The sequence below is a fragment of the Jatrophihabitans sp. genome (genome assembly GCA_036389035.1).
Lineage (GTDB): Bacteria > Actinomycetota > Actinomycetes > Mycobacteriales > Jatrophihabitantaceae > Jatrophihabitans_A.
Genome location: DASVQQ010000031.1, coordinates 1 through 21,841, shown reverse-complemented (window position 1 = coordinate 21,841; position 21,841 = coordinate 1). Strand labels below are relative to the sequence as shown.

At 65.6% G+C, this 21,841-nt stretch carries 16 protein-coding genes; 11 read left to right on the top strand and 5 right to left on the bottom strand.

The features are described from left to right. The first annotated feature begins 148 nt into the window (after nt 1-148). The 4 genes from VF557_16400 to VF557_16385 all read left to right on the top strand — a co-directional run bounded on the left by VF557_16400 (nt 149) and on the right by VF557_16385 (nt 3,920). Nucleotides 149-700 carry a DUF4177 domain-containing protein gene (locus tag VF557_16400; GenBank protein ID HEX8081794.1) on the top strand — a complete coding sequence of 184 codons (552 nt, stop codon included), beginning with the start codon at nt 149-151 and terminating at the stop codon, nt 698-700. 119 nt (nt 701-819) lie between these two features. Then, the gene (locus VF557_16395; GenBank protein HEX8081793.1) at nt 820-1,806 is read left to right on the top strand and encodes an asparagine synthetase A; all 987 of its coding nucleotides are present in this window, start codon (nt 820-822) and stop codon (nt 1,804-1,806) included. Nucleotides 1,807-1,922: 116 nt separating this feature from the next. Next, nucleotides 1,923-2,606: a response regulator transcription factor gene (locus tag VF557_16390; GenBank protein ID HEX8081792.1), complete on the top strand. Its 684-nt coding sequence runs from the start codon at nt 1,923-1,925 to the stop codon at nt 2,604-2,606. Continuing rightward, on the top strand, nt 2,607-3,920 hold the full coding sequence (locus tag VF557_16385) for an ATP-grasp domain-containing protein (GenBank protein HEX8081791.1): 1,314 nt from the start codon (nt 2,607-2,609) through the stop codon (nt 3,918-3,920). 59 nt (nt 3,921-3,979) lie between these two features. On the opposite strand, the gene VF557_16380 is transcribed toward VF557_16385, so the two are convergent. Genes VF557_16380 through VF557_16365 form a run of 4 tightly spaced genes read right to left on the bottom strand, consistent with a single transcriptional unit; the run spans nt 3,980 to nt 10,417 of the window. Further along, nucleotides 3,980-7,111 carry an amino acid adenylation domain-containing protein gene (locus VF557_16380; protein ID HEX8081790.1) on the bottom strand — a complete coding sequence of 1,044 codons (3,132 nt, stop codon included), beginning with the start codon at nt 7,109-7,111 and terminating at the stop codon, nt 3,980-3,982. A 15-nt stretch (nt 7,112-7,126) separates the two neighbouring features. After that, nucleotides 7,127-8,911 (bottom strand): amino acid adenylation domain-containing protein, encoded by a 1,785-nt coding sequence (locus VF557_16375; protein HEX8081789.1) that lies wholly within the window; start codon nt 8,909-8,911, stop codon nt 7,127-7,129. Nucleotides 8,912-8,937: 26 nt separating this feature from the next. After that, entirely contained in the window at nt 8,938-9,156 is a 219-nt protein-coding gene (locus VF557_16370) for an MbtH family protein (GenBank protein ID HEX8081788.1), read from the bottom strand. Continuing rightward, nucleotides 9,149-10,417 carry a glutamate synthase-related protein gene (locus VF557_16365; protein HEX8081787.1) on the bottom strand — a complete coding sequence of 423 codons (1,269 nt, stop codon included), beginning with the start codon at nt 10,415-10,417 and terminating at the stop codon, nt 9,149-9,151. The genes VF557_16370 and VF557_16365 overlap by 8 nt, the downstream gene beginning before the upstream one ends. 236 nt (nt 10,418-10,653) lie before the next feature. Between VF557_16365 and VF557_16360 the strand changes: the two genes are divergently transcribed. After that, nucleotides 10,654-11,832 carry a hypothetical protein gene (locus VF557_16360; protein ID HEX8081786.1) on the top strand — a complete coding sequence of 393 codons (1,179 nt, stop codon included), beginning with the start codon at nt 10,654-10,656 and terminating at the stop codon, nt 11,830-11,832. A gap of 113 nt (nt 11,833-11,945) precedes the next feature. On the opposite strand, the gene VF557_16355 is transcribed toward VF557_16360, so the two are convergent. Then, nucleotides 11,946-12,941: a TauD/TfdA family dioxygenase gene (locus tag VF557_16355; GenBank protein ID HEX8081785.1), complete on the bottom strand. Its 996-nt coding sequence runs from the start codon at nt 12,939-12,941 to the stop codon at nt 11,946-11,948. Between the two features lie 183 nt (nt 12,942-13,124). On the opposite strand from VF557_16355, the gene leuC reads away from it, so the two are divergent. The 6 genes from leuC to VF557_16325 all read left to right on the top strand — a co-directional run. Continuing rightward, nucleotides 13,125-14,501, top strand: coding sequence for a 3-isopropylmalate dehydratase large subunit (leuC, locus tag VF557_16350; protein ID HEX8081784.1), 1,377 nt, complete (start codon nt 13,125-13,127; stop codon nt 14,499-14,501). A 10-nt stretch (nt 14,502-14,511) separates the two neighbouring features. Continuing rightward, nucleotides 14,512-15,117, top strand: coding sequence for a 3-isopropylmalate dehydratase small subunit (gene leuD / locus VF557_16345; protein ID HEX8081783.1), 606 nt, complete (start codon nt 14,512-14,514; stop codon nt 15,115-15,117). A 103-nt stretch (nt 15,118-15,220) separates the two neighbouring features. Further along, the gene (locus VF557_16340) at nt 15,221-15,571 is read left to right on the top strand and encodes a nuclear transport factor 2 family protein (protein HEX8081782.1); all 351 of its coding nucleotides are present in this window, start codon (nt 15,221-15,223) and stop codon (nt 15,569-15,571) included. A 9-nt stretch (nt 15,572-15,580) separates the two neighbouring features. Beyond that, nucleotides 15,581-16,687: a branched-chain amino acid aminotransferase gene (locus tag VF557_16335; protein HEX8081781.1), complete on the top strand. Its 1,107-nt coding sequence runs from the start codon at nt 15,581-15,583 to the stop codon at nt 16,685-16,687. Beyond that, on the top strand, nt 16,684-17,943 hold the full coding sequence (locus VF557_16330; protein HEX8081780.1) for a Zn-dependent hydrolase: 1,260 nt from the start codon (nt 16,684-16,686) through the stop codon (nt 17,941-17,943). Before VF557_16335 ends, VF557_16330 begins: the two co-directional genes overlap by 4 nt. Continuing rightward, nucleotides 17,940-21,841 (top strand): amino acid adenylation domain-containing protein (locus tag VF557_16325; protein ID HEX8081779.1); only part of this gene is annotated, 3,902 nt, incomplete at its 3' end. The genes VF557_16330 and VF557_16325, both read left to right, overlap by 4 nt.

The following is a 21,841-nucleotide window of genomic DNA, read 5'->3' as shown; positions in this document are numbered from 1 at the left end:
AACTGCTACCCGCGGTTGAGTGGGACGAGTACGGAGCCTCACTAACACCAGAGCGGAACCTGACTGACTCAAACCAGAATCGTCAGGTGCTTTCGCCAAGCCATGTGCGAGCATCGGCACGCTGCGGCGTGTGCCGTGTGCTGCCGAGATGGCCGGCGCCCAGAAACGATCGGGGGACGTTGAATTGGGCAACCTAGAATTTGCGAAAATATTGATCCGGATTAGAATGCGATCCGGTGTCACCCAGCAACAATTAGCTGATCTCTCTACGATCAGCACCCGCACGATCCGCGACCTTGAAAAGGGCCGGGTAAGTCATCCACGCCGAGAGACTGTTCGATTGCTCGCTGACGCCCTGCGAGTAGACCACCGGGCTCGGCAGGCCCTGGAACGGTCGGCGTCGGAACAGGGCGTGTCCAAAGGACTCTATGAGGACTCCTACCCCAGCTTCGCGTCAGGTGAGAACACAGACCCGAACGGATGGCTGCCAACGCAGGCTCGCTTCGAGTACAAGACGCTCCATCTGAAGGTAGCGAAGCCGTCACCATTGTCCGACCTTGACGCCGACGTGCTGAACGAGGAGGCCAAGAGCGGCTGGCGACTGATCACAGTCGATGCCGGCATCGCCTTCTTGGAGCGCGGATTCAGCGAGGCGTACTCAGCCTCCCCCGCGATGGGCGATCCTGAAATTCAGCTGTAACTGCCTGTCTTCTTCCGTAGAAGTGCCGGTAAGGCGCATTCAGACACCTACCATCTAAAGACAAATAATGATTATCCAAAAAGGCAGGAGCACTAATGGTAGTAGGCCATGATACGGCGATGAAGATAGTGCCAGTAGTGCCCGGGCCGCATGAGCATCTCACTTCGACGACTACCCAAGCGATACTGCGCATTCAAAGTCGGATCCTCGGATTTGCCCGTGAGTTCTTGATGGAGCGAGGATTCGTCGAGTTGCTGCCCCCCATCATCGGGCCCGTCACCGATCCTGGTATCCGCGGCGCGAAGCAGGTCGACGTCGACTACTACGGCCATCGGTACAAGCTGATGAGTAGCGCATTCGTCTACAAGCAGTCTGCCCTGCTGGCGTTCGACAGGATCTTCTACGTTGCTCCGAATGTGCGGTTGGAGCCGCTGGAGACGGCCTCGACGTCGAGGCATCTCGCAGAATTCCACCAGTTGGACCTCGAGATGGCCGAGGTGAGCAGGGAAGAGGTCATGGACCTCGCCGAGGCACTGCTCAAGCACATGGTGCGTGCCATGCTGGCTCACTGTGAGCCGCAATTGGCTGAACTCGGCCGGGATCCGCGTGCCTTCGACGGGTTGCTGGGCACGCCGTTCGCCCGGCTGCCGCATGCCGCGGCAGTGTCACAGCTTATTGCGGGCGGGCACCCGCAGAACCCCGGAGCCGAGATCGACTGGGTGGCAGAGCGGATCCTGTCCGAGCAGTCCAGCGGACCGATCTTCCTGACTGACTACCCGAAGGGTTCGCGTTGCTTCCTCGAACGGGAAAGCCCGGATCGACCTCAGATCTTGCGAACCTTCGACTGCCTGATGCCTGAAGGCTACGGTGAAGTCATCAGTGGCGGTGAGCGCGAGTCGCATTACCCGACACTTATCACGCGGATGCGTGAGACAGGCGAGAACCCCTCCAAGTACGGCTGGTACTTGGAAGAGGTGAAGAAAGGGATTCCGGCGAGTGCTGGATTCGGGCTCGGCATCGAGCGGTTCACGCGCTACCTCACCGGTGCGGAACACATCTGGCAGACCTCGGCCTTTCCCAAGGTTCCGGGTGTGTTCTCAGCATGATGAGATCCCAGGAGCACAACACAGTGCCAAGCGTCAGCAGTCGTGGTAGCAGGGTCGCTACGTCTGGGCTGATCAATCAGGAACCTGTCACCGCCTCAACGCCCGCCGTGCCCAGAGTGGTGCTGGTGGACGGGGACCCAATCTCCCGGCAGGTGCTCGGTGGCACGCTTCGCGCCGGCGCCGGAATCAGCTTGCTCGGTTCGGTCGACAGCCGCATGCCGGTCGGCGACTGGCCGGTCACCCGGCTGGATCTGGCCATTCTGGTAGCAGGTCCTCGGGAGAATCACGTCCTGATGGCGCAGGAACTGGCCGCCATCGGGACGCGCGCGCTGATGATCGGCATGGACTGGACCAAGCCGAGGATCGACGCGGCATTGAGCTCCGGCGCCGCCGGCTGTCTGAGCAAGGATTGGGCGTTGCACAATCTCTGCACAGCAGCTCAGGCCGCCGCCTCCGGCTACGTCGTGCTATCGCCGGATCTTGTCGACCTGTGCGTGTCCACCGGAGCCATGGTGGGCGGCCGGTTTCTGGAGAACCGGCTGGGCGGGCTGACCCAGCGCGAGCGCGAGGTGCTTACCCTACTCGCCGAAGGCCTGTCGACGACCGAGGTGTCCCAGACGCTTGTGGTGTCGCCGGCGACTGTGAAGAGCCATGTCTCGCACTCGCTGACCAAGCTGGGTGTGCGCAATCGACTAGAGGCGGTGCTGCTCATGCAGGCTGCGATGGGATGCGGATTGGACGGAGTGGACAATGCTGTTCCGTCTCGTAACAGCTACACCTGGCAGAGCGAGGACATTTAGGTGACATCAGCAACGGACTACCAGCCGGGTGCGGCAAGCGAGTCGATCCAGTACGTGTTGGTGGGTTACAGCGGCGACCTGCTGACCTACCTGGACCTCTTCCTCCCAGCCGACAGCGTCTTGGTCGTCGAAGAGCCCGAGGTGATCCGCAACCGCGGCGCTCAAGAACGTGTCGCCGATTTCCGATGCGTTGTAGGCATTCTGGCGGCGCCCGCTCAGGACGAGGACAGCGCGGAGAAGTTGCCGAGCGAGGTCTCGATGCCACCTCACGTGCGTGCAGTCGTACCGGCACATGACTACGCAGTGGTGGCGGCCGCGTCACTGGCGCAGGCATGGGGTCGGCCGGGCGCCGGCATCGACGCGGCCCGGGTGTTCCGCGACAAGTCGTTGCTCCGCGAGACGGCCGGCAAGGCGGGCATCGCGCAGCCAGAATGGTTGCTGGCATGCAGCGCGGCCGAGGTCGCCGACTTCCGGGCAAAGGCGGGTGGCCGCTGTGTCATCAAGCCGACCAATCGGCAGTCCAGCGAAGGCGTCCAGTTGCTCGGTCCGGACGACGATGTGGCCGCAGCCTGGGACTACGCGCTTGCCGGCGGCGGCCGCGGCACGGTGATGCGAGCCGAGCACTTCACGCACGCGCGGTGCTTGGTGGAACGGATGCTCGACGGCCCGGAGATGAGCGCGGAGCTACTGCTGCAGGACGGCCAGGTGCGCTTTTTCAATGCAACGCTCAAACGGGTGTTGCCTGGAAGGCATCCTGTCGAAATGGGTCATGTGGTTCCCGGCCCGGACGCCGGCGGTGTGAGCGACCGGCTGAAGGAAAGCATGTGCGCGCTTGCCGAGGCGGCCGGCTTCTCATCCGGTTTGATGCACGGCGAGTGGATAATCGAGGACGGTGTACCGCAGCTGGTCGAGTGTGCCGGGCGGTTGCCCGGTGACCATATTCACAAGCTGATCGAGCTGGCCTATGACTGGGACCTGTTGAGGAACTGGTTCGCCGTGTTGCAGGGTGACCCGCCGGTTGCCCTGTCGGCGCCTGTGCGCGGATCTGCGATTCGCTTTCTGTCGGCGCCGCCTGGTCGGGTACACGCCATCCACGGTGTGGATCAGGCCAGGACGCTGCGCGGAGTGCACAGCGTCGCGGTGCAGGTCGCAGCCGGTGACACCGTCGAGGCAGTCCGTAGCTCGTGGGAACGCCTGGGATATGTCATAGCGACCGGCGCCGACGGTGCTGCCGCCGAGCGCGTATCAGCGGACGCCCAGCAGCTGGTCACCATCGAGACGCTCCTGCCACCAGAGGCAAGCCGACACCCGTGACCGGCGTGTAGCAGGGCGCCGAATGAGAGCCCATCCCTTGGTGCCACTGGATTCCCGTGCTACGAACGGGCCGGCGGCAGGCTGTCGACCGGTGGCACCGGCGACAGCCACTCGGTGAGCTGCTCGCTCAAGCCGGCGACGGTGGGCTTGCGGAACAGGGCGGCGACATTCAGTTCCACGTCGAACTCCGCGCGCACCCGGCTGACGAGCCGGATCGCCAGCAGCGAGTGACCGCCCAGTTGGAAGAAGTCGTCGTGAATGCCGATCTCGGGCACAGACAGCACATCGGCGAAGAGTGCGCAAAGCAGCTGCTCCTGGATATCACGAGGCGTGCCGCGTGCCGTCGTGCCGTAGTCGGGTTCGGGTAACGCCCTGCGATCGAGCTTTCCGTTCGGCATGATCGGGAATCGTTCGAGTGTGACGAAGGCCGCGGGGTGCATGTAGGTCGGTAGCACGCTGGACAGCTGCCCCCGCAGTTGCGAGGAGTCGATGCTGGCGCCGGATCGAGCGATCAGGTATGCCACCAGCCGCTTGTCACCGGGTCGGTCCTCGCGAATTACCACCCGGGCTTCGGCGACGTCGTCATGGTTCGCGATGGCGGCCTCGACCTCGGCGGGCTCGATTCGGAACCCGCGGAGTTTGAACTGGTCATCGGCCCGGCCGAAGAACTCCAGCACCTCGTCCGAGGTCCAGCGGACCAGATCACCGGTGCGGTACATCCGCTCCCCTGCAGTGTCGTACGGGTTGGCCACGAAGCGCTCGGCGGTCAAGCCGGCCTGCCCGAGGTACCCATGGGTCAGCCCGACACCGGCCAGGTACAGCTCACCGACCGTGCCGGAGGGGACCACCTGCAGGTTGGCATTCAGGACGTAGAGCTGTTTGTTGGCCACCGGTCGGCCGAGCGGAATCGAGGGCCGGTCGATGTCGGCGGGTTCAATCCGATGCCAGACCGTCACCATCATGCATTCCAATGGCGAATAGGCGTTGACGATTCGGAGTTCGGGGTAGTCCCGCATCGCCGTGCGCATGTGCGACATGGACGCTGCCTCGCCACCGGTCAGCAGTTGCCGGGTCCTGTCGAACAGCCCGGGATGCTCGTCGAGCAGGTAGTTGAGCAGGCTCGCCGAGAAGTGCGCGGTGCTCACCCTGTGCTCGGCCATCAGCCGCGCAATGATCGCGGGCTCCGGTACGGCGCCCGGCTGCAACACGCAGGTGGCGCCTGCCAGCAACGGACCGAGCAGCTCGAAGGCAAAGGCGTCCCACGACAGGGGCGAGCACTGCAGGACGACGTCGCCGACGGCGAACTGTGCGAAGTCCTGGGCAGCGAGAGTGCCGACGATGCAACGATGAGATGCCATCACCCCCTTTGGGTGACCTTGAGAGCCAGAAGTGAACATCAGGCACGCGACGTCCTCGGGGGTCATCCCGACCTGGAAGTCCAGGGTGGCATGTTCGGCGATCGCGGCGGCGTCAGCGTGGACATCCACGATACGCACACCCGCCGGGCGCAACCGGTCGGCGAGGCCGGATTGGGTGATCAACACCGACGCTCCGGTGTGGGCCAGTGCCCAGGCCAGCCGCTGCTCGGGATGGCTCGAGTCGAGCAGCACGTAGGCGCCACCGGCTTTCATCACCGCCAGGATGGCCACCACCAGCTCGACACCGCGCTCGAGATGGACGCCGACCCAGCCGCCGGGCCGCACACCCAGCCCGCTCAGGTAGTGACCCAGCCGGTTGGCGTCTTCGTTGAGTTGGGCGTAACTTACTCGCTGATCACCGAAAATCAGCGAGACGGCATCGGGCGTTCGGGCGGCTTGGTCCTGGAACAGGTGATGGATGCACTTGTCCGCTGGAACGGCGACACCCGGGCCGGCCCAGGCTCTGAGCAGCCGATCCCGATCGGAGTCCTCCAGCGGTTCGATCTCAGCCAGCCTTCGGTCCGGCTGGGTAGCCACCAGCTCCAGCAACCGCGGCAGCCGGTTGGCCCAGTCGTTGACATCGGCCCCGTCGAAGAAGTTCGGACGGTAGTGCAGGCGCAACACCAGCCTGTCACCCGGCACGACGACGAGCGTGAGCGGGTAGTGGGAGGTCTCCCGGACGCTCAGCTCGTCGATCCGCAGGCTGCCCAGGTCCAGGTCGGCGATGCGATCGCCACTCAGGTAGTTCTCCAGGGCAACCGTAGTGTCGAACAGAGCACCGTCTACGCCCGCCGCCCGCTGGATGTCGGACAGGCCGAGATGGTCGTGCTCTAGCAGCGCAAGGCGCTGGTCCTGAATCCGGGACAGCAGATCTGCGATCGTGTCCTGTGGCGCGAATCGCGCCCGCACCGCAACGGTGTTGGCCATCATGCCGATCATCGTGTCGGCACCGGACAGGCCGGCCGGCCGGCCGCTCACCGTGCAGCCGAACACCACGTCGGCGCGGCCGGTCAGCTGTGCCAGCTGGATAGCCCAGACCGCCTGCACGATGGTGTTCAGCGTGACACCCTGCTCGCGAGCACGCGCCTGGACCGCAGCCGTCGCCGATTTCGACAGCTCCACCGTCACGACCTCGGGCGCACGGCTCGGGCCGACGGCCGTGCGGGCCAGCCGGGTTGGTTCCACACCGGCGAGATACGCCTGCCACGCCGCCCGGGCACCGGCGCCGTCCTGGCCGGCCACCCAGGCCAGGTAACTTCGAAACGGCGCCACCGGCGGTGCCGGCTGCCCCGCGTACAGGGTGAACAGCTCCTGCAGGACGAGGGCGATGGACCAGCCGTCCAGCACGCAGTGATGCGCTGTGATCACCAACCGGTGTCGGTCGACTGCCTCGCGCACCAGCAGAAAGCGCAACAGCGTGGACCCGGAGATGTCGATCCCCCGCGCCCAGTCCTGATCCAGCGCCGCGGTTAGGGCAGCATCCCCCTGACCAGACAGCATGATGTCGGTCCAGTCCAGTGCCGCCTCACGCCGCACCACCTGGACGGGGTCTCCGGACCTTCGGTAGCGGAACCCCACCCGCAGGTTGGGATGGCAGCGCAGCAGCGCGGTGGCGGCAGCCTGCAATCGGCCGGCGTCCACCGGACCATGCAGCGTGCTCAGATACTGCGCCACATACAGGTTGCGTTCCTGGCGATCAAGCAGGGCGTGGAACAGCAGTCCTTCCTGAAGCGGTGACAGCGGCAGGATGTCCTCAACCGGTGACGGTCGCATGCGCTACTCCAAGGGTCAGAGGGGCTGCAGCTCGGATTCGATTTCCTCGATCTCCGATCGGCTCAATGGCTGGCTATCCGTAGTCGGCCGGCTGGGCTGGCCGGCCACCGCCACCGACCTAGCGTGCTCGGCCAGTGCCGCAACGCTGGGCTGCTCAAGGACATCCTTGGTCTCCAGGCCGATTCCGACTCGGCGAGCCAGTCGAACCACCTGCATGGCAGTGATGCTGTCGCCACCGAGGGCGATAAAGCTGCGGTCGATGCTCGGTGCGGAAATGGCCAGAACTTCGGCCACCAGGCCGGCGAGCAACTGCGCGCTTACCTTCGCACTGGGCTCGTGCTCACCGGAGACGGACTGACCGGGCAGTGCCGACGGGCCGGCGGCAGCTTCGAAGTCGGGTGGCACAAGGGCACTGCGGTCGAGTTTGCCGTTCGATGTCAGGGGTAATTCGGTCATGGGTATCCAGGTCGTCGGCACCATGTAGTCCGGTAACCGTTCGCGCAGATAGCGCTCCAGCTCGTCGACGTCCCAAGCTCTGCTGACCACGAAGCCCGCCAATCGGATGCCGCCGCCCGGTGCCTGGCAGGCGAGCACCGCGGCTTGCATGACAGCGGGGTGAGCAGACAACACCGCTTCAATCTCACCCAACTCGACCCGATGACCGCGAATCTTGACCTGGCCGTCGGCCCGGCCGGCGTACTCGATGACGCCGTCGTAGCGGATCCGTCCGAAGTCTCCGGTCCGGTAGACGCGCGCGCCCGGTGGGCCGAACGGGCTGGCCACGAACCGCTCGGCAGTCAGTCCCGGACGGGCGACGTAGCCTTCGGCCAGCTGCACGCCGCCCAGGTAGATCTCTCCGAGTTCCCCCGGTGGCAGCGGACGCAACCGGGCATCGAGCACGTATACCTGGCAATTGCGGATCGGCCGGCCGATGGGCACCGTGTCGCGGTCCGCATCCGGCTGGCAGGGCCACGCCGTGATCGCGATAGTGGCCTCGGTCGGGCCGTACAGATTGTGTAGCTGTGCAGCAAGCAGTTCGTGGTAGCGGTCGCGCACACCCACCGGCAAGGCCTCGCCGATACACAACACCCTTCGCAGCGACGCGCAGCTCGCGGCGGTCTCCTCGCTGAGAAACGCGCGCAGCATGGACGGAACGAACTGCACGGTGGTGACGGCGAATCGCTCGATCAGTTCGGCCAGGTATTCCGGCTCACGGTGCCCGCCAGGCTTCGTGAGCACCAGCGTTGCGCCGTTCACCAGCGGCCAGAACAGCTCATAGACAGACACGTCGAAACTTGCGGGAGTCTTCTGCAGCACCCGGTCATCCGGACCCAACGGGTAGGCGTCCTGAACCCAACGCAGATGGTGCACGACCGCGGCCTGGCTGACGATCACCCCTTTCGGCTGACCGGTAGAGCCTGAGGTGTACATCAGGTAGACCGCGTCGGCAAGCGCCGATCCCGCGTCACCGTGCGGCGTGACCCGCACCGTGCCCAGCGCGGAAGTCAGCATGCAGGCCGGGGCCGTGTCGGCCACCAACTGCTCCAATCGCGCTGCCGGCGTGCCGGGATCTACCGGCAGGTAAGCGGCGCCGACCTTCAGCACACCCAGCAGGGCGATCACCAGGTCGAAGGACCGTTCGATCTTGACGATGACCACGCTGCCCTTAACGACGCCCCGGACCGTCAACTCGCCGGCCAGGATCGCCGCCCGCGCGTCGAGTTCCCGGTAGCTCAGGTACCCGGCTTCGGACAGCACCGCGATCCCGTCCGGCGTGCGGACCACCTGCTCGGCGAACATGGCCTGCACGGTTGTCGCAGGCGCGGTCATCGGCAGCCCGGGTCGGAGTGGTCCACCGGCGCAGCGGGCCGAAGGTCAGTCCAGTTGGCGTCGATCCAATCCAGACACGCCTGCCGGCCATCGTCGCCGAACACGGTCCTCCAGCCATCGGGAATCGACATGGCACCCGGCCAGAGCGAGTACTGCCGGCGGTCGTTGACCAGCACCCGGTAGACACCCGCCTCGTCCTCGAAGGGATTAGACATCGGACAGCATTCCTTCCGGTAGTTGGACCGCCGAGCCCTGATCGATGCCCACGTCCTCGCCGGTCAAGGCGATCGGCGCGTACTTGCCGAGCGCGCTGATCAGCAACTGCAACTCGAACTGCAGGCATTCGACCAGGCGCTCCAGCCCGGACTCGAGATCGGTGTCGGCCGCGATCAGGGCCGCCCGGCCGAGACCAACCGCCCGGGCGCCGAGCGCCAGGCACTTGACCACCCTGCTGCCCTCCCACATGCGCCCGGTGACGAGCAGGCAGAACGGCGGCCGGCCGATGGCGCGCAAGCAATCCGCCAAAGGCAGGCCGACGTGATCGAGGAACGCCGACGGCGCCCAGCCGGTACCGCCCTCAGCTCCGTCGACGGTAACCGAGTTCGCGCCGGCGTCCCATGCGATCCGTGCGGCATGGGCCACATCCCGGCCAGGATGCAGTTTGACCCAGACCTTGGCCCGAGGATAGTTGTTGCGCATCAGGTGGATCTGCTGACGCAGGATCTCCTCGGTGTAGGTGCCCGGGCTGCTGCTGCGCAGGAACAGCCCGTCACATACCTGGTCCAAGGCATACTGCTCGGAGACTGCGGCGGCCGCGACCTGGTCCAGGATGGTCATCCCGCCCAGGCCAGGTTTGGCGCCCTGACCGACCTTCAGCTCGAACGCGAGCCGACCCGAGTCCAGGAACGGCTGTGCGGACGGGTCGCTGTAGACCAGGTTCCACACCTCGGCGTCGGCGTCCTCGGTGCTCTGCTGGATGACCACACCGCCGTATTCGTCAGGCAATTCGTCGCCGTAGGCGTTGAGCCGGGTCAGCAAGGTCCTCGCTCCGGAGGACCCCAGGCGACCATAGCCGATGACCGGCACGATGTTCTCGCCGATCACCATCGGAATGCCGAGCCGACCGGCCTGCCGGCTGACCGACACGCCCAGGTCGGCGCGGGCCGCACGCGTCGAGCCGAAGGCGGATAGGAACAGCGGCAGCCGGGATCGGAACCCCCCGACGTCGGTCTCCAGTTCTACGTCGGTGTAAAGCGGCTCGCGGCCGAGCTCGATGAGCTTCTCTAGCCGCTGCTCGACGAAGATTGGCGGCAGCACTCGTAGCGCGTCGAGCGCGTCGAACGGTGCTGCGCCGGTCGCGCCGTGCAGGGTGCCACCGTAGGTTTCAATCTGCGGGAACGCGCTCGCTCTGCCGTTCTTGGCACGATCCCGGACCTCGGCTTCGGCGAACCCCGGGGCGTTCAGAACTAATCGCATCTATTCTGCTCCCGCCGAATTCATGGATGAACATCGACGCTAGCCGTCAGGCCGACTGGCGCCCGGCACTTTGTCGGGAAGAAGACCGGAAGTTTCCCAAGATCTCCTCCCAGAGTGGAAGGAGCGCGATCTTTGATTGATTGACGTTTCCCATTGAGGCATGGCTCGATTGAATGAATCGACCCTGATGGGACATCGACTCCGATGAACCGCCCGACAAATGACGCGACAATGAAATGAAAGGCGTGATGATGGAACAGCGGCGAGTATCCATTTTTGATACAACTCTTCGTGATGGTGAGCAGGCACCAGGAAACTCGATGGTGCCCAGAGCCAAGCTGGATCTCGCGTTGCGGATCGAGGCTCTCGGCGTCGATGCTGTCGAGACCGGGTTCCCGGCTTCCTCGCCCGCCGAGGCCGAAGCCACCCGGTTGATCTCCCAGGCACTGACGACGGCACGGTTCACCACCTTCTGCCGAGCGGTACGACAGGACGTCACCGTTGCGGTGCAATCCGGTGGGACGGCGCGACACGAGGTTCAGGTGCTGGCCACCGCCAGCGATCTGCACCTGCAACGCAAGCGGCGAATCACGCGCAAGGAAGCCGTCGGCGAGGTCATCGACACAGTCAGCTACGCGGTGGCCACCGGTGTCGAATCGGTGTCCGTCGGGCTCGAGGACGCCTCTCGCGGTGAGGACGAGCTGCTGCGTTCCCTCGTCGAAGCCGGTGTCGGAGCGGGTGCAACGTCCGTCGCGGTCGGTGACACCTCTGGCTGCCTGACTCCCGGGCAGTACGGCGAGCTGATTGCCAAGATCCGGGAGTGGGCACCGGCAGAGGTGAAGATCGCCACTCACTGCCATAATGACTTCGGCCTGGCAATGGCCAACACCCTCGCCGGGCTGCAGGCCGGCGCCGACGGCGCCCAGGTCACCCTCGGTGGCATCGGCGAGCGGGCCGGCAACGCGGCGATGGAGGAGCTGATCGCGTTGCTCACGTACAAGAGCGACGAGCTGGGCCTGCGTACGGAGGTCGACCCCAAGGGGATGTACGCCGCCTATGGCAAGCTGCGTCAGGTCATCCACCTGGAAGAGCCACGCAACAAGGCGATCTTCGGAAGGTACGCATTCGGCAGCGCGGCCGGTATCCACCAGCAGGGAATGCTGCGCGATCCGGCCACCTACGAGTTCGTGGAGCCATCGAAGTTCGGCCGGGAGCGGTCCATTCTGATCGCCCGACACTCGGGCCGCTCGGTGCTGCGGCACCTGCTCGACCAGTTCGACATCGACCTTGCCGAAGAACGGGTCGACGAGCTGTACCGCGTGCACATCACCGACCGACCGGGTGGTGACTGCGAGGACATGTCAGTGCTCAAAGAGCGACTGGCTGAGGAGCTGTTCGCGACCAAATCAGCCTGACTGGGCCTCTGTTCACAGGACTACCGGCCCCACGGCCCAGCAGGCGCCGCCGCGGGGCTGGTAGTCCTTGCTGTGCTGACAATTGCTATCGCGAAGCTGATTCGCCAGCAGGCTCAGTCGTCGATACGTCCCGGGACGCCATCCTTCCAGTGCGCGGCGTACCGGTCGGCCGTCGCGGAGTCACGAAAGGCATAGGTCTTGAGCAGCCACCGGGTTGCCGCGCGATCCCGGTCGATGATCTCGATCAGGTCCCGGCTGTGCAGGCCGTCCTGGTTGGCGAACACCAGCAGGTCACCGACCCGCATGCGGTGCCGCTTCTTATCCGCCATCACCAGGGCATCCTTCAATGCGATCAGCGCGTCCTTGGCTTCGGTCGGCGCACCGTCGGTCACCGTTGTGGTCGTGTCCAGATAGCGAATGCTGCGCTCATTCTCCAGGATCGGATGGTCCTCGGACTCGCGTTGCCGGCTGTTGGTGTTCCGGGAGTAGACATCGAACGGGGTGTGGAAGTACGGCTTACGTAACACCTCTTCGACCTGGGGCGACAGGTGCGCCAGCAACGCCCGCCCGCTGACGAAGGTGGTGTAGATGACCTCGTCGTCCGGGCAGCGCATGCCGAGCAGCGAAATGAAGTCCGCTCGCGCCCAGTGCGCCGTCCGGTCGTTGTGGAACGGCAGTTCGCTGTCGCTGTAGCCGGTTTTCTGGCCGCGATAGCGCGTGTTTGCGACCACGTCAGTGAAGAAGTCACCGTTGTTGCGGCTGCCGTAACACATCAGCGGAGTGCCGGAGAGCTTGGCCAGCAGCGCCAGGAACGCCTCGCCGACAAAGGTCTGCTTCTTGGCGTACTTATCACCGAGGGGATCCTCGCCGCTCAGCTCGGGTATGTGCTCATCGATCGGGCAGTTCCGCAGCATGTGCGCGTCCGAGACACCGGACTCACGCTCCTTCCGGATGCCGGTGCACACCTCGCGAAAGAACGCCGGGGCCGTCACCTGGTCGAGCGCACGCGCGAAGCCGGGATAGTCGAGGTAGGGATTTCCGGGCACCGCCTTGAGAACATGCAAGATCTCGTCGTGTTCAGCTGGGGTCAGTTCGTAAATGGGCTGCATAGGAAGAACTATGCGAGAACCCCTTGAGCCGTTCATCGGCCGCGCGGCGTACCCCCCTCCGCCACAGGTGGAGCAGGTTCCTCCAGAGGCTCTTGACCACTTATGCCGGATAGCGGTTGTGTGGAAAGAGCGAACTCGCGCGTCGGTTAGGCGTGCGCCACTGGCGAGTCGAGAGGCAGTCCTATGACAGGCCAGACTATGGCCAGCAAAATTTGGCAATCGCACGTGGTACGGCAGGAGGGCGCCGGAACGGATCTCCTCTACATCGACCTGCAATTGCTGCACGAGGTCAACACGCCGCAGGCATTCGACAGCCTGCGGGCGGCTGGGCGTAACGTGCGCCGCCCCGAGCTCACCGTCGGCACCGAAGACCACACCACGCCCACTGTGCTGGCCGAGGATTCGGATCCGGTCCGGCGTAACTCACGCCGGGTGATGGCCGACAACTGCGCGGAGTTCGGGATTCCCCTGCACCGCCTGGGCCAGCTGTCCCAGGGCATCGTGCACGTGATCGCGCCCGAGCTCGGCTTGGTGCGTCCCGGCATGACGATCGTCTGCTGCGATTCGCACACCACCACTCTGGGAGCATTCGGGGCGCTTGCCTTCGGCATCGGGACGAGCCAGGTCGAGCAAGTGCTCGCCACCCAGGTCCTCATGATGGCTCGGCCGCGGAACATGGCGGTCACGGTGAGCGGCTCGCTGCCGGCCGGCACGACCGCCAAGGACTTGGCGCTTGCGGTGATCACCAAGGCGGGCACCGCGGCAGGTCAGGGCCATCTGGTCGAGTACCGCGGCGACACGGTCGCCAGACTGTCCATGGAAGGCCGGATGACCGTGTGCAACCTGGCTGTCGAGATGGGCGCCCGAGCCGGCATGGTCGCACCCGATGAGATGACGGCGGCCTATCTCAAAGGGGTGGCCCGGGTGACCGGGGCCGATCGAGACCGCTGGGCGGACCTGTGCACCGACGCCGACGCCCGGTTCGACAGCGAGCTGGCGCTGGACGCCTCTTCGATCGGCCCGAACGTCTCGTGGGGCACCAATCCGAGTCAGTGCGTGCCCATCGACGGTCAGATCCCGGACCCGGCGGAGCTGGATGACCCAGACGAACGGGCCATGGCTGAGCGGGCACTTCGGTACATGGATCTGCGCCCCGGCACCGCGATGCGGGATATCGCGGTGGATATGGTGTTCCTCGGATCGTGCACTAACTCCCGGATCGAGGATCTGCGGGCCGCAGCCCAGGTGCTGCAAGGCCGCCAGGTGGCGGTGGACATGGTGATCGTCGCCGGCTCGGCCCGGGTTCGGCAGCAGGCTGTGGCAGAAGGGCTCGACAGCGTGTTTGCCGCGGCTGGCGCCGACTTCCGCCCAGCGCCCGGCTGCTCGATGTGCGTGGCGCTGGGCGAGGACCGCTTGGCACCCGGCCGGCGCGCGGCCTCCACCACCAACCGTAATTTCGAAGGCAGGCAAGGCGCCGGCGGGCGCACCCATCTGGTGTCGCCACCGGTCGCCGCCGCCACCGCAGTGGTCGGCCGGCTCGCCGCGCCGGATGACCTGTGAGGCAAGGGTCATGATTCAGTTCAGCGTGCATACCGGCACCGCGGTGCCGCTGCGCCGCAGCGACGTCGACACCGACCAGATCATTCCAGCGCGCTTCTGCACCAATACGGCACGCGCCGGTTTCGCCGATGGTTTGTTCGCCGACTGGCGAGCCGATCCGGCGTTCGTGCTGGACCATCCGCGCTATCGCGGCGCCTCGGTTCTGGTGGCCGGAGAGAACTTCGGCGTCGGATCATCCCGTGAGGCAGCCGTGTGGGCCTTGCGCGATTTCGGCTTTCGAGCGGTGATCGCACCACGCTTCGGCGATATCTTCTGTGAAAATTGCCTGATGAACGGGCTGCTCCCGGTCCAGCTGCCAGCTGACGTAGTGGCCCGGGTCTGGCGGGCGGTCGAAAGCGACCCGGCCACCCGGATCACCGTCGACCTCGTCGAACTCGAAGTCCGAGTGCTCGATGTGACGCAGCCATTCACCTTCGGCCCTGACCATCGCGAGCGGCTTCTCCGGGGCCTTGATCCGGTTGACGTGATACTGCGGCACGAGATCGACATCGCTGCTTATGAGAAAGCTCGACGCGCAACTCCGCTCACTACTGACCCGTGCCGGGCACCGACGTGAAAGTCACTGTACAGCCGTAACTGCCGCAATCCTGCCGACCTACGTGCCGCATCAGCGAGTTTGTGGCATTTAGCCTCATCCTATCCATCACTAGGAGTAGACGATGGCACCAGAAGCCGTACGAGAAATGTATCGACTGATAGACGCACGGGAGTTCGGAGCATTTGCCGAGCTATATGACAAGGATGCCGTCTATTACCGTCCCGGCTGTGACGCCTTGGTGGGCCGTGAGCAGATCGAGCACTACTACGACAAGAAGCGAAACATCCGAAGTGGCAAGCACACCGTGTCGCGAGTTGTGCAGGATGGCCAGACCATTGCGGTGGAGGGCAGCTTCAGCGGTGTCCTGGACGACGGTCGCGAACAGGAACACCGTTTCGCGGAGTTCTTCGAACTGTCCGATGACGGATTGTTCACCCGACGCGACTCCTTCCTCTTCGTCACCACTTTCTAAGGACACTTCATGACAACGACCAGCGTTGCCGCTACCAGCGAATCACGTGCCAGCGAGCAACAGGGCGAAGCGGGAATTCAATCTGCTCAGATCGGCGCCTTCACCGAGCACATGGTGAGCATGCGGTGGACTCCGGAAACCGGGTGGTCAGATCCAGAGGTCACCGATCACGCTCACCTGACCCTGTCCCCGGCCACAGCCAGCTTCCACTACGGCCAGTCGATCATCGAGGGCCTCAAGGCGCACCGCCAACCGGACGGCTCGCTCGCGGTGTTCCGGCCGCGTGATCACGCCCGTCGCCTGCAGCGCTCGGCGAGCCGGTTGTCCATGCCGCCGTTGGCCGAAGAGATGTTCTTACAGGCGATCGAGGAACTCGTCCGCGTCGATCAGGCCTGGGTGCCTGACGATCCAGGCTTCAGCTTGTACCTGCGTCCGTTCATGTTCGCCTCGGAGATCAACCTGGTACCGCGACCGGCACGCGAGTTCACCTTCATCGTCATCGCATTCGTGATCGGCAATTACTTCGGCGAGGGCGCCGACAACCTGTCGGCCTGGGTGTGCCGCGACTACCCGAGAGCCTTCCCAGGTGGGACCGGCAACGTCAAATCGGCCGGTAACTACGCCCCCACGTTGCCGGCTCAAGAGGCCGCGGCAGCCGCCGGCTGCCACCAGGTCGTTTGGCTGGACGCCGTTGACCGTCGCTGGGTCGAGGAGATGGGCAGCGCGAACATCTTCTTCGTCCGTGGCTCGAGTCTCGAAGCCGTCGTCGTCACGCCCGACCTGACTGGGAGTTTCCTGCCCGGCATCACGCGTGACACGGTGTTGAAGGTGGCGGCGCAGCTGGGCTACCGCACAGAGCAGCAGCAGGTCTCGGTGGACCAGTGGCGGTCGGAGTCCGAGTCAGGCCGAATCACCGAAACCTTTGCGTGCGGCACCGCTGCGGTCGTCACGTCGGTGGCCCGGGTCCAGGACGGCGACCAGAGCTGGATGATCGGCGACGGCAAGCCCGGACCGGTCACCCGGGCGATCCGCCAAGCCATCCTCGATCACCACCGCGGGCTCTGCGATGATCCTGAGGGCTGGCGCTATCCGATCGCGCCTGACGCGCGCGCATGACAACCGCGCAGGATCTCCAGCTCCGCATCGACGGTGCGAGGTTGCTGGATCAGCTGGACCGCTTGCGGGCCGTCGGCGCAACCGTGGACGGCGGCGTGTCCCGGTTGGCTTTCACAGCGGCTGATGTGGCGGGTCGCGACTTGGTCGCTGACTTCATGCGCGCAGCGGGCTTGGAGGTCCGGGTGGATCCGGCTGGCAACCTGATCGGATCCCGGGCCGGCCGGCTGGCCGGGCTACCGGCGCTGGTCCTCGGCTCACACCTGGACACTGTGCCCGGTGGAGGCGCCTACGACGGCGCGTACGGTGTGGTGGCCGCGGTCGAGGTGCTGCGAACCCTGCGCGATCGCCAGATCCAACTCGACCGCCGGGTCGACGTGGTCGCTTTCAGCAACGAAGAAGGCGCCTCCGGCGCTCCGGCAATGTTCGGCTCCCGAGCCGTCGCAGGCCGGGTCACCGCCGATGAGTTACGTCAGACGGTGAATGACGGCCGGACGGTGGCTGAACTTCTCGACGGTGCCGGCGGCGACAGCGCCCGGATCGAGCAGGCGCGCTGGCCAGCCGGCACTACCAGCTGTTATCTGGAGTTGCACATCGAACAGGGCCCGATCTTGGAGGCCCAAGGCCTGCACATCGGTGTCGTGGAGGGTATCTCCGGCCGGCAGACGGTGGAGATCACCGTGCATGGTGAGACCAACCACGGCGGCACCACCCCGATGGAGTCGCGCAAGGACGCCTTGGTCGCCGCGGCCGAGGTGGTGCTCGCGGTTCCTGGGCTGGCCGGCGAACACGGCCTTGTCCGGGTGGCTACAGTCGGCGATTGCCGTGTCCAGCCCGGTGCATGGAATGTCATCCCGGGCCAGGCGCGGCTGGTGGTGGACCTGCGCGACCTGTCCACCGAGGCGATGATCGCCGCCCTGGCCGAACTGCGGCGTCAGGTCGCCCAGGTCGCGAGCCGAACCGGCACTGACATCGAGGTGACGCCGTTGCAACGAATCCCAGCGGCACTGTGTGACAAGCAGCAGTTCCAGCTCATCGAGGAGGTGGCGAGCAGCTTGCGACTGCGGTACCGCTCCATGCCCAGCGGCGCCGGTCACGATGCGCAGTGGATCGCTGAGATCGCCCCGATCGGCATGGTCTTCGTGCCCAGCCACGGTGGGGCCAGCCACGTCGCCCGTGAATGGACCGATCCAGCCGACCTGATCAACGGCGCCGACGTGCTGCTCGGCTGCACGCTGGCGGAAGGAATGGCGAAGTGACTTCGCAACCAGCCCAGCCGGCGCCTTCGGCCCGGATGGCCACGGCCATCCAGCGTGGCATGTGGCTGGCGTGGAGGCTCGATCCCGACAGCGTCGCCTACACGGTTGCCACCGCGGCCAGGCTGACCGGCCCGCTCGACGTCCGGGCGCTGCAGGACGGTCTGGACGAGGTCTGTCACCGGCATGAGATTCTGCGGACCACGTTCAGCTTGCTGGACAATGACCTGATCTCGGTTGCCCATTCCAGCCACGTGGCGATTGACCTCACCGACCTGAGCACGTTGCCGATCGAGCAGGCAGCGCAACAGGCGACCCACCTGGCCAAGGCTGCGCTGACAATCCCGTTCGACCTGCAGCATGGCCCGCTGGTGCGAGCCGTGCTGCTGCGCCTGCGGCCGGAGGAGCACGTGCTGGTGCTGTCATTGCATCACGCGGTGTGCGACGGCTGGTCGATGCAACTGCTGCTTGCTGAGTGGGGCCAGGAGTACGGCGCCCGAACGGGCCAGCACGGTCCACCGGTCATCGGCCACGTCGAGCGCTACTGGGATCACGTCCCAGCCGCAGCCGACGGCTTCGCCGTGGACCTGGGCTACTGGCGGGAGCAACTACGCGGCGCCGGCCCGCTGGACCTGCCCGCACCGACCGTGCCACCGGTAGCTGGTGCAGCCGGTCACCAGTTCCAACTTGACGCCGCGCTGTTGTCGCAGGTCGACGAGTGCGCTCGGGACACCGGCACCACCCGCTACGTCGTGCTGCTGGCGGCGTTCAGCGCCACGCTCGCCCGGGTGTGCCGCACCGGCGACGTGAGCGTGGGCACGACTGTCTCGACCCGCTCCACCATGGAGTCGCACGAAGCCATCGGACCGCTTTTCAACACCGTGGTGCTGCGTACTGCGCTGAGTCCTGAAGCATCGTTCTCCGACGTCCTGGACGACGTCCGAGAAGTGGTGATCTCGGCGCTGGAGCACTGTGCGATCCCCTTCGAGCAGGTGCTCAACGCCGTCCGGGCCGACGCGCGCTCGACCACCCGCAATCCGCTATTCAACGTCTTCTTCGAACTGGATCACGACGACGAGCGGCCGCTGGAACTGCCGGGCCTGACCAGCGAGAATCTGCGAGTCGGTTACGACGAGCCGAAGACCGCCTTGATGGTGGCGCTGAAGCCGGATGGCAACGGTCTGCGCGGTTGGATCAGCTACCGGACCGACACCTGCGACGTCGCCCTGGTCGCCATGGTGGCAGCTGCCTATCCGACCTTGCTGCAGGACGCGGTGCGCGACCGGCATCGAGCTGTGTCCGAGCTGAACCTGCTGCCGGCAGCCGCCGCGGCAATGGTCACCGAGCAATTTCCCGATGGCGGCAAGAGCGACGTGCCCGGCATCGCAGTCCATCAGTGGTTCGAGCGGCAGGTCCTTGAGAGCCCGCATGCAATCGCCGTCCGAGAGCTCGACGGCAGGGCGGTCCAGCTGACCTATGCCGAACTCAACAGCCGGGCCAACCGACTCGCCCGGCGCCTCGTCAGCCTCGGTGTCGAGCCGGAATCGCGGGTTGCGGTGCTGCTGCCGCGTTCAGTGGACCTGCTCGTCGCCTTCCTTGCCGTATGGAAGGCCGGCGGCGCCTACGTGCCACTCGATCCCAGCTTTCCAGCCGCCCGCCTGCGCTATCAGGTACGCGACAGCGGCGCTGCCGTCCTGATCACCCGGACCGACCTGGACGCGATCGGCGCCGGCCTCGAGCTGGCGATCGTGCGTACCGACGGCGACGCCGACACGATCGCCGAGCAGGCCGACGGCAACCTGGACCGGCCAAGCCTGCCCGGGACGCTGGCCTATGTCATCTACACCTCCGGCTCGACCGGCGCCCCCAAGGGCGTCCTGGTCGAGCACCATGGCCTGGTCAACTTTCTGCACTGGTGCGTTCAGCGCTACGCCGATCTCGGTGACGGAGGAGCACCGCTGTTCTCCTCGGTCGCCTTCGACATGGTGGTGCCCAACCTCTACACGCCACTGCTCATGGGGCAGTCGGTTCACATCGTAGGCGAGGACGTTACGCCCGACCGGCTCGGCGAGGTGCTGGCATCGGCGGCGCCGTACAGCTTTGTCAAGCTCACACCGGGCCATCTGCAGCTGCTCAGTTGGCAGCTGACTCCGCGGCAGGCCAGCGGTCTGGCCCATCAGCTGGTGGTGGGAGCCGACGCGTTCCCGGCGAGCGTGCTTCAGGCCTGGCGAGTCCTGGACCCGGACACGCCCGTGCTGAACGAGTACGGACCGACGGAGGCGTCAGTGGCTAACTGCGTCCACGAGACCGGCCGCGGCTCCAGCGCGGACGGCTCGTCGACGCTGCCGATCGGCAGGCCCATCCCTAACACCACGATCTACGTGCTGGCTCAGAACGGCAAGCCGATGCCGATCGGCCTTGCCGGCGAGCTTTACATCGGCGGTGACTGCGTCGCCCGCGGTTACGCCAACAAGCCGGCGGTCACCGCACGCAGCTTCGTACCCGATCCCTTCGGCCCGGCCGGCGCCCGGCTGTACCGCACCGGTGACCTGGGACGCTGGCGGCCCGACGGCGAGCTGGAGTTCCTGGGCCGGATCGATGACCAGGTGAAGATCCGTGGCTACCGGGTCGAGCCAGGCGAGGTAGAGGCAGCGCTGGTCGCGCATCCTGCGGTGACGCAGGCGCTGGTCACCGTCTCGGCCACCCCAGCCGGGCAGCACGCGCTCGTCGCTTACGTCGTCGCCGCGCACGAGGCGAGCCTGGACACCTCGCAGTTGCGATCTGACCTCAGCGCGAGCCTGCCAGACTACCTGGTTCCCTCGGCCTTCGTCAGGATCACAGACATTCCATTGACCGAGAACGGTAAAGTCGATCGCTCGACGCTACCCGAGCCTACCTGGGAGACTGGTTCCGCCGAGCCCAGCTCAGACCTCGAACGCGCGGTCACCGACCTGCTGAGCCAGATCTTGGACGTTCCGATCGGGCGGCACGACAACTTCTTCGAACTGGGCGGTAACTCCCTGTTGGCTCTGTGCGCGACCGAACGGCTCAAGCAGCGAGTGGGCAGCACGCTGTCGTTCCTGGACTTCCTCGACTCCCCCACCGTTGCCGGCATCAGCGCTGCCATCGCCGCTCCGGCGACCGACGGCGACTCTGCGCAGCGCTGCCTGGCTCCGCTGAATTCGGACGGGCCGGGCATGACCACTGTGTTCGTGCATCCGTTGGGCGGAACCGTCTTCTGTTACCGCAACCTCATCGATGCGCTGCGCGGCGTGGCCCCGCTGTACGGACTGACCCTCGCCTCGCTGCTAGGCCCCGAACCGAAGGAGCAAAGTCTTGAGGAGCTGGCGGCGCGTTATGCCGACGAGATCGCAGAATCAGTAACCGGACCAGTGGTCGTGGCGGGTTGGTCAGCCGGCGCGATCACCGCTTTCGAGACGGCGTGTCAGCTGCGGTCGCTGGGAGTAGAGGTGGCCCTGCTTGCGTTGCTGGACCCCAGCGCGCCGGACGAGAGCGCCGCATGGCGGCGCTACGTCCGTCAATTGCGGCAGCTGCGATCACGGCTGGGCACGGCACCTGAGTACGAACGCGCTGCCGAATTCGAGAAAGCCCTCGGCTCAGACCTGTTCCTATCAATGGGCATCGATCCCTCGACCTGTCGCGATTACTCCCTGTTCCCACAGGATGTGCTGGAGATCTGGCAACACCAGCTCGAGCTGCTTGCCTTTTACGAACCGGCGAAGTATGACGGCCCGGTCGCCGTACTGACCTCGCAGGAGCCGGAGTCAACCCAGCAGTCAGACCACCTCGACAGCTGGCAGGACCATTTCACCGAAGCGGTGCAGCACCACACCGTCGACGGCGACCACCTCTCGATGATGCAACCGCCGGCCGTCGGGGC

Bases quoted from the DNA above. Each gene is read 5' to 3' on its own strand.
- VF557_16400 (HEX8081794.1), top strand. From the start codon at position 149: ATGGCCGGCGCCCAGAAACGATCGGGGGACGTTGAATTGGGCAACCTA.
- VF557_16395 (HEX8081793.1), top strand. From the start codon at position 820: ATGAAGATAGTGCCAGTAGTGCCCGGGCCGCATGAGCATCTCACTTCG.
- VF557_16380 (HEX8081790.1), bottom strand. From the start codon at position 7,111: ATGCGACCGTCACCGGTTGAGGACATCCTGCCGCTGTCACCGCTTCAG.
- VF557_16375 (HEX8081789.1), bottom strand. From the start codon at position 8,911: ATGTTCGCCGAGCAGGTGGTCCGCACGCCGGACGGGATCGCGGTGCTG.
- VF557_16370 (HEX8081788.1), bottom strand. From the start codon at position 9,156: ATGTCTAATCCCTTCGAGGACGAGGCGGGTGTCTACCGGGTGCTGGTC.
- VF557_16365 (HEX8081787.1), bottom strand. From the start codon at position 10,417: ATGCGATTAGTTCTGAACGCCCCGGGGTTCGCCGAAGCCGAGGTCCGG.
- VF557_16360 (HEX8081786.1), top strand. From the start codon at position 10,654: ATGAAAGGCGTGATGATGGAACAGCGGCGAGTATCCATTTTTGATACA.
- VF557_16355 (HEX8081785.1), bottom strand. From the start codon at position 12,941: ATGCAGCCCATTTACGAACTGACCCCAGCTGAACACGACGAGATCTTG.
- leuC (HEX8081784.1), top strand. From the start codon at position 13,125: ATGACAGGCCAGACTATGGCCAGCAAAATTTGGCAATCGCACGTGGTA.
- leuD (HEX8081783.1), top strand. From the start codon at position 14,512: ATGATTCAGTTCAGCGTGCATACCGGCACCGCGGTGCCGCTGCGCCGC.
- VF557_16340 (HEX8081782.1), top strand. From the start codon at position 15,221: ATGGCACCAGAAGCCGTACGAGAAATGTATCGACTGATAGACGCACGG.
- VF557_16335 (HEX8081781.1), top strand. From the start codon at position 15,581: ATGACAACGACCAGCGTTGCCGCTACCAGCGAATCACGTGCCAGCGAG.
- VF557_16330 (HEX8081780.1), top strand. From the start codon at position 16,684: ATGACAACCGCGCAGGATCTCCAGCTCCGCATCGACGGTGCGAGGTTG.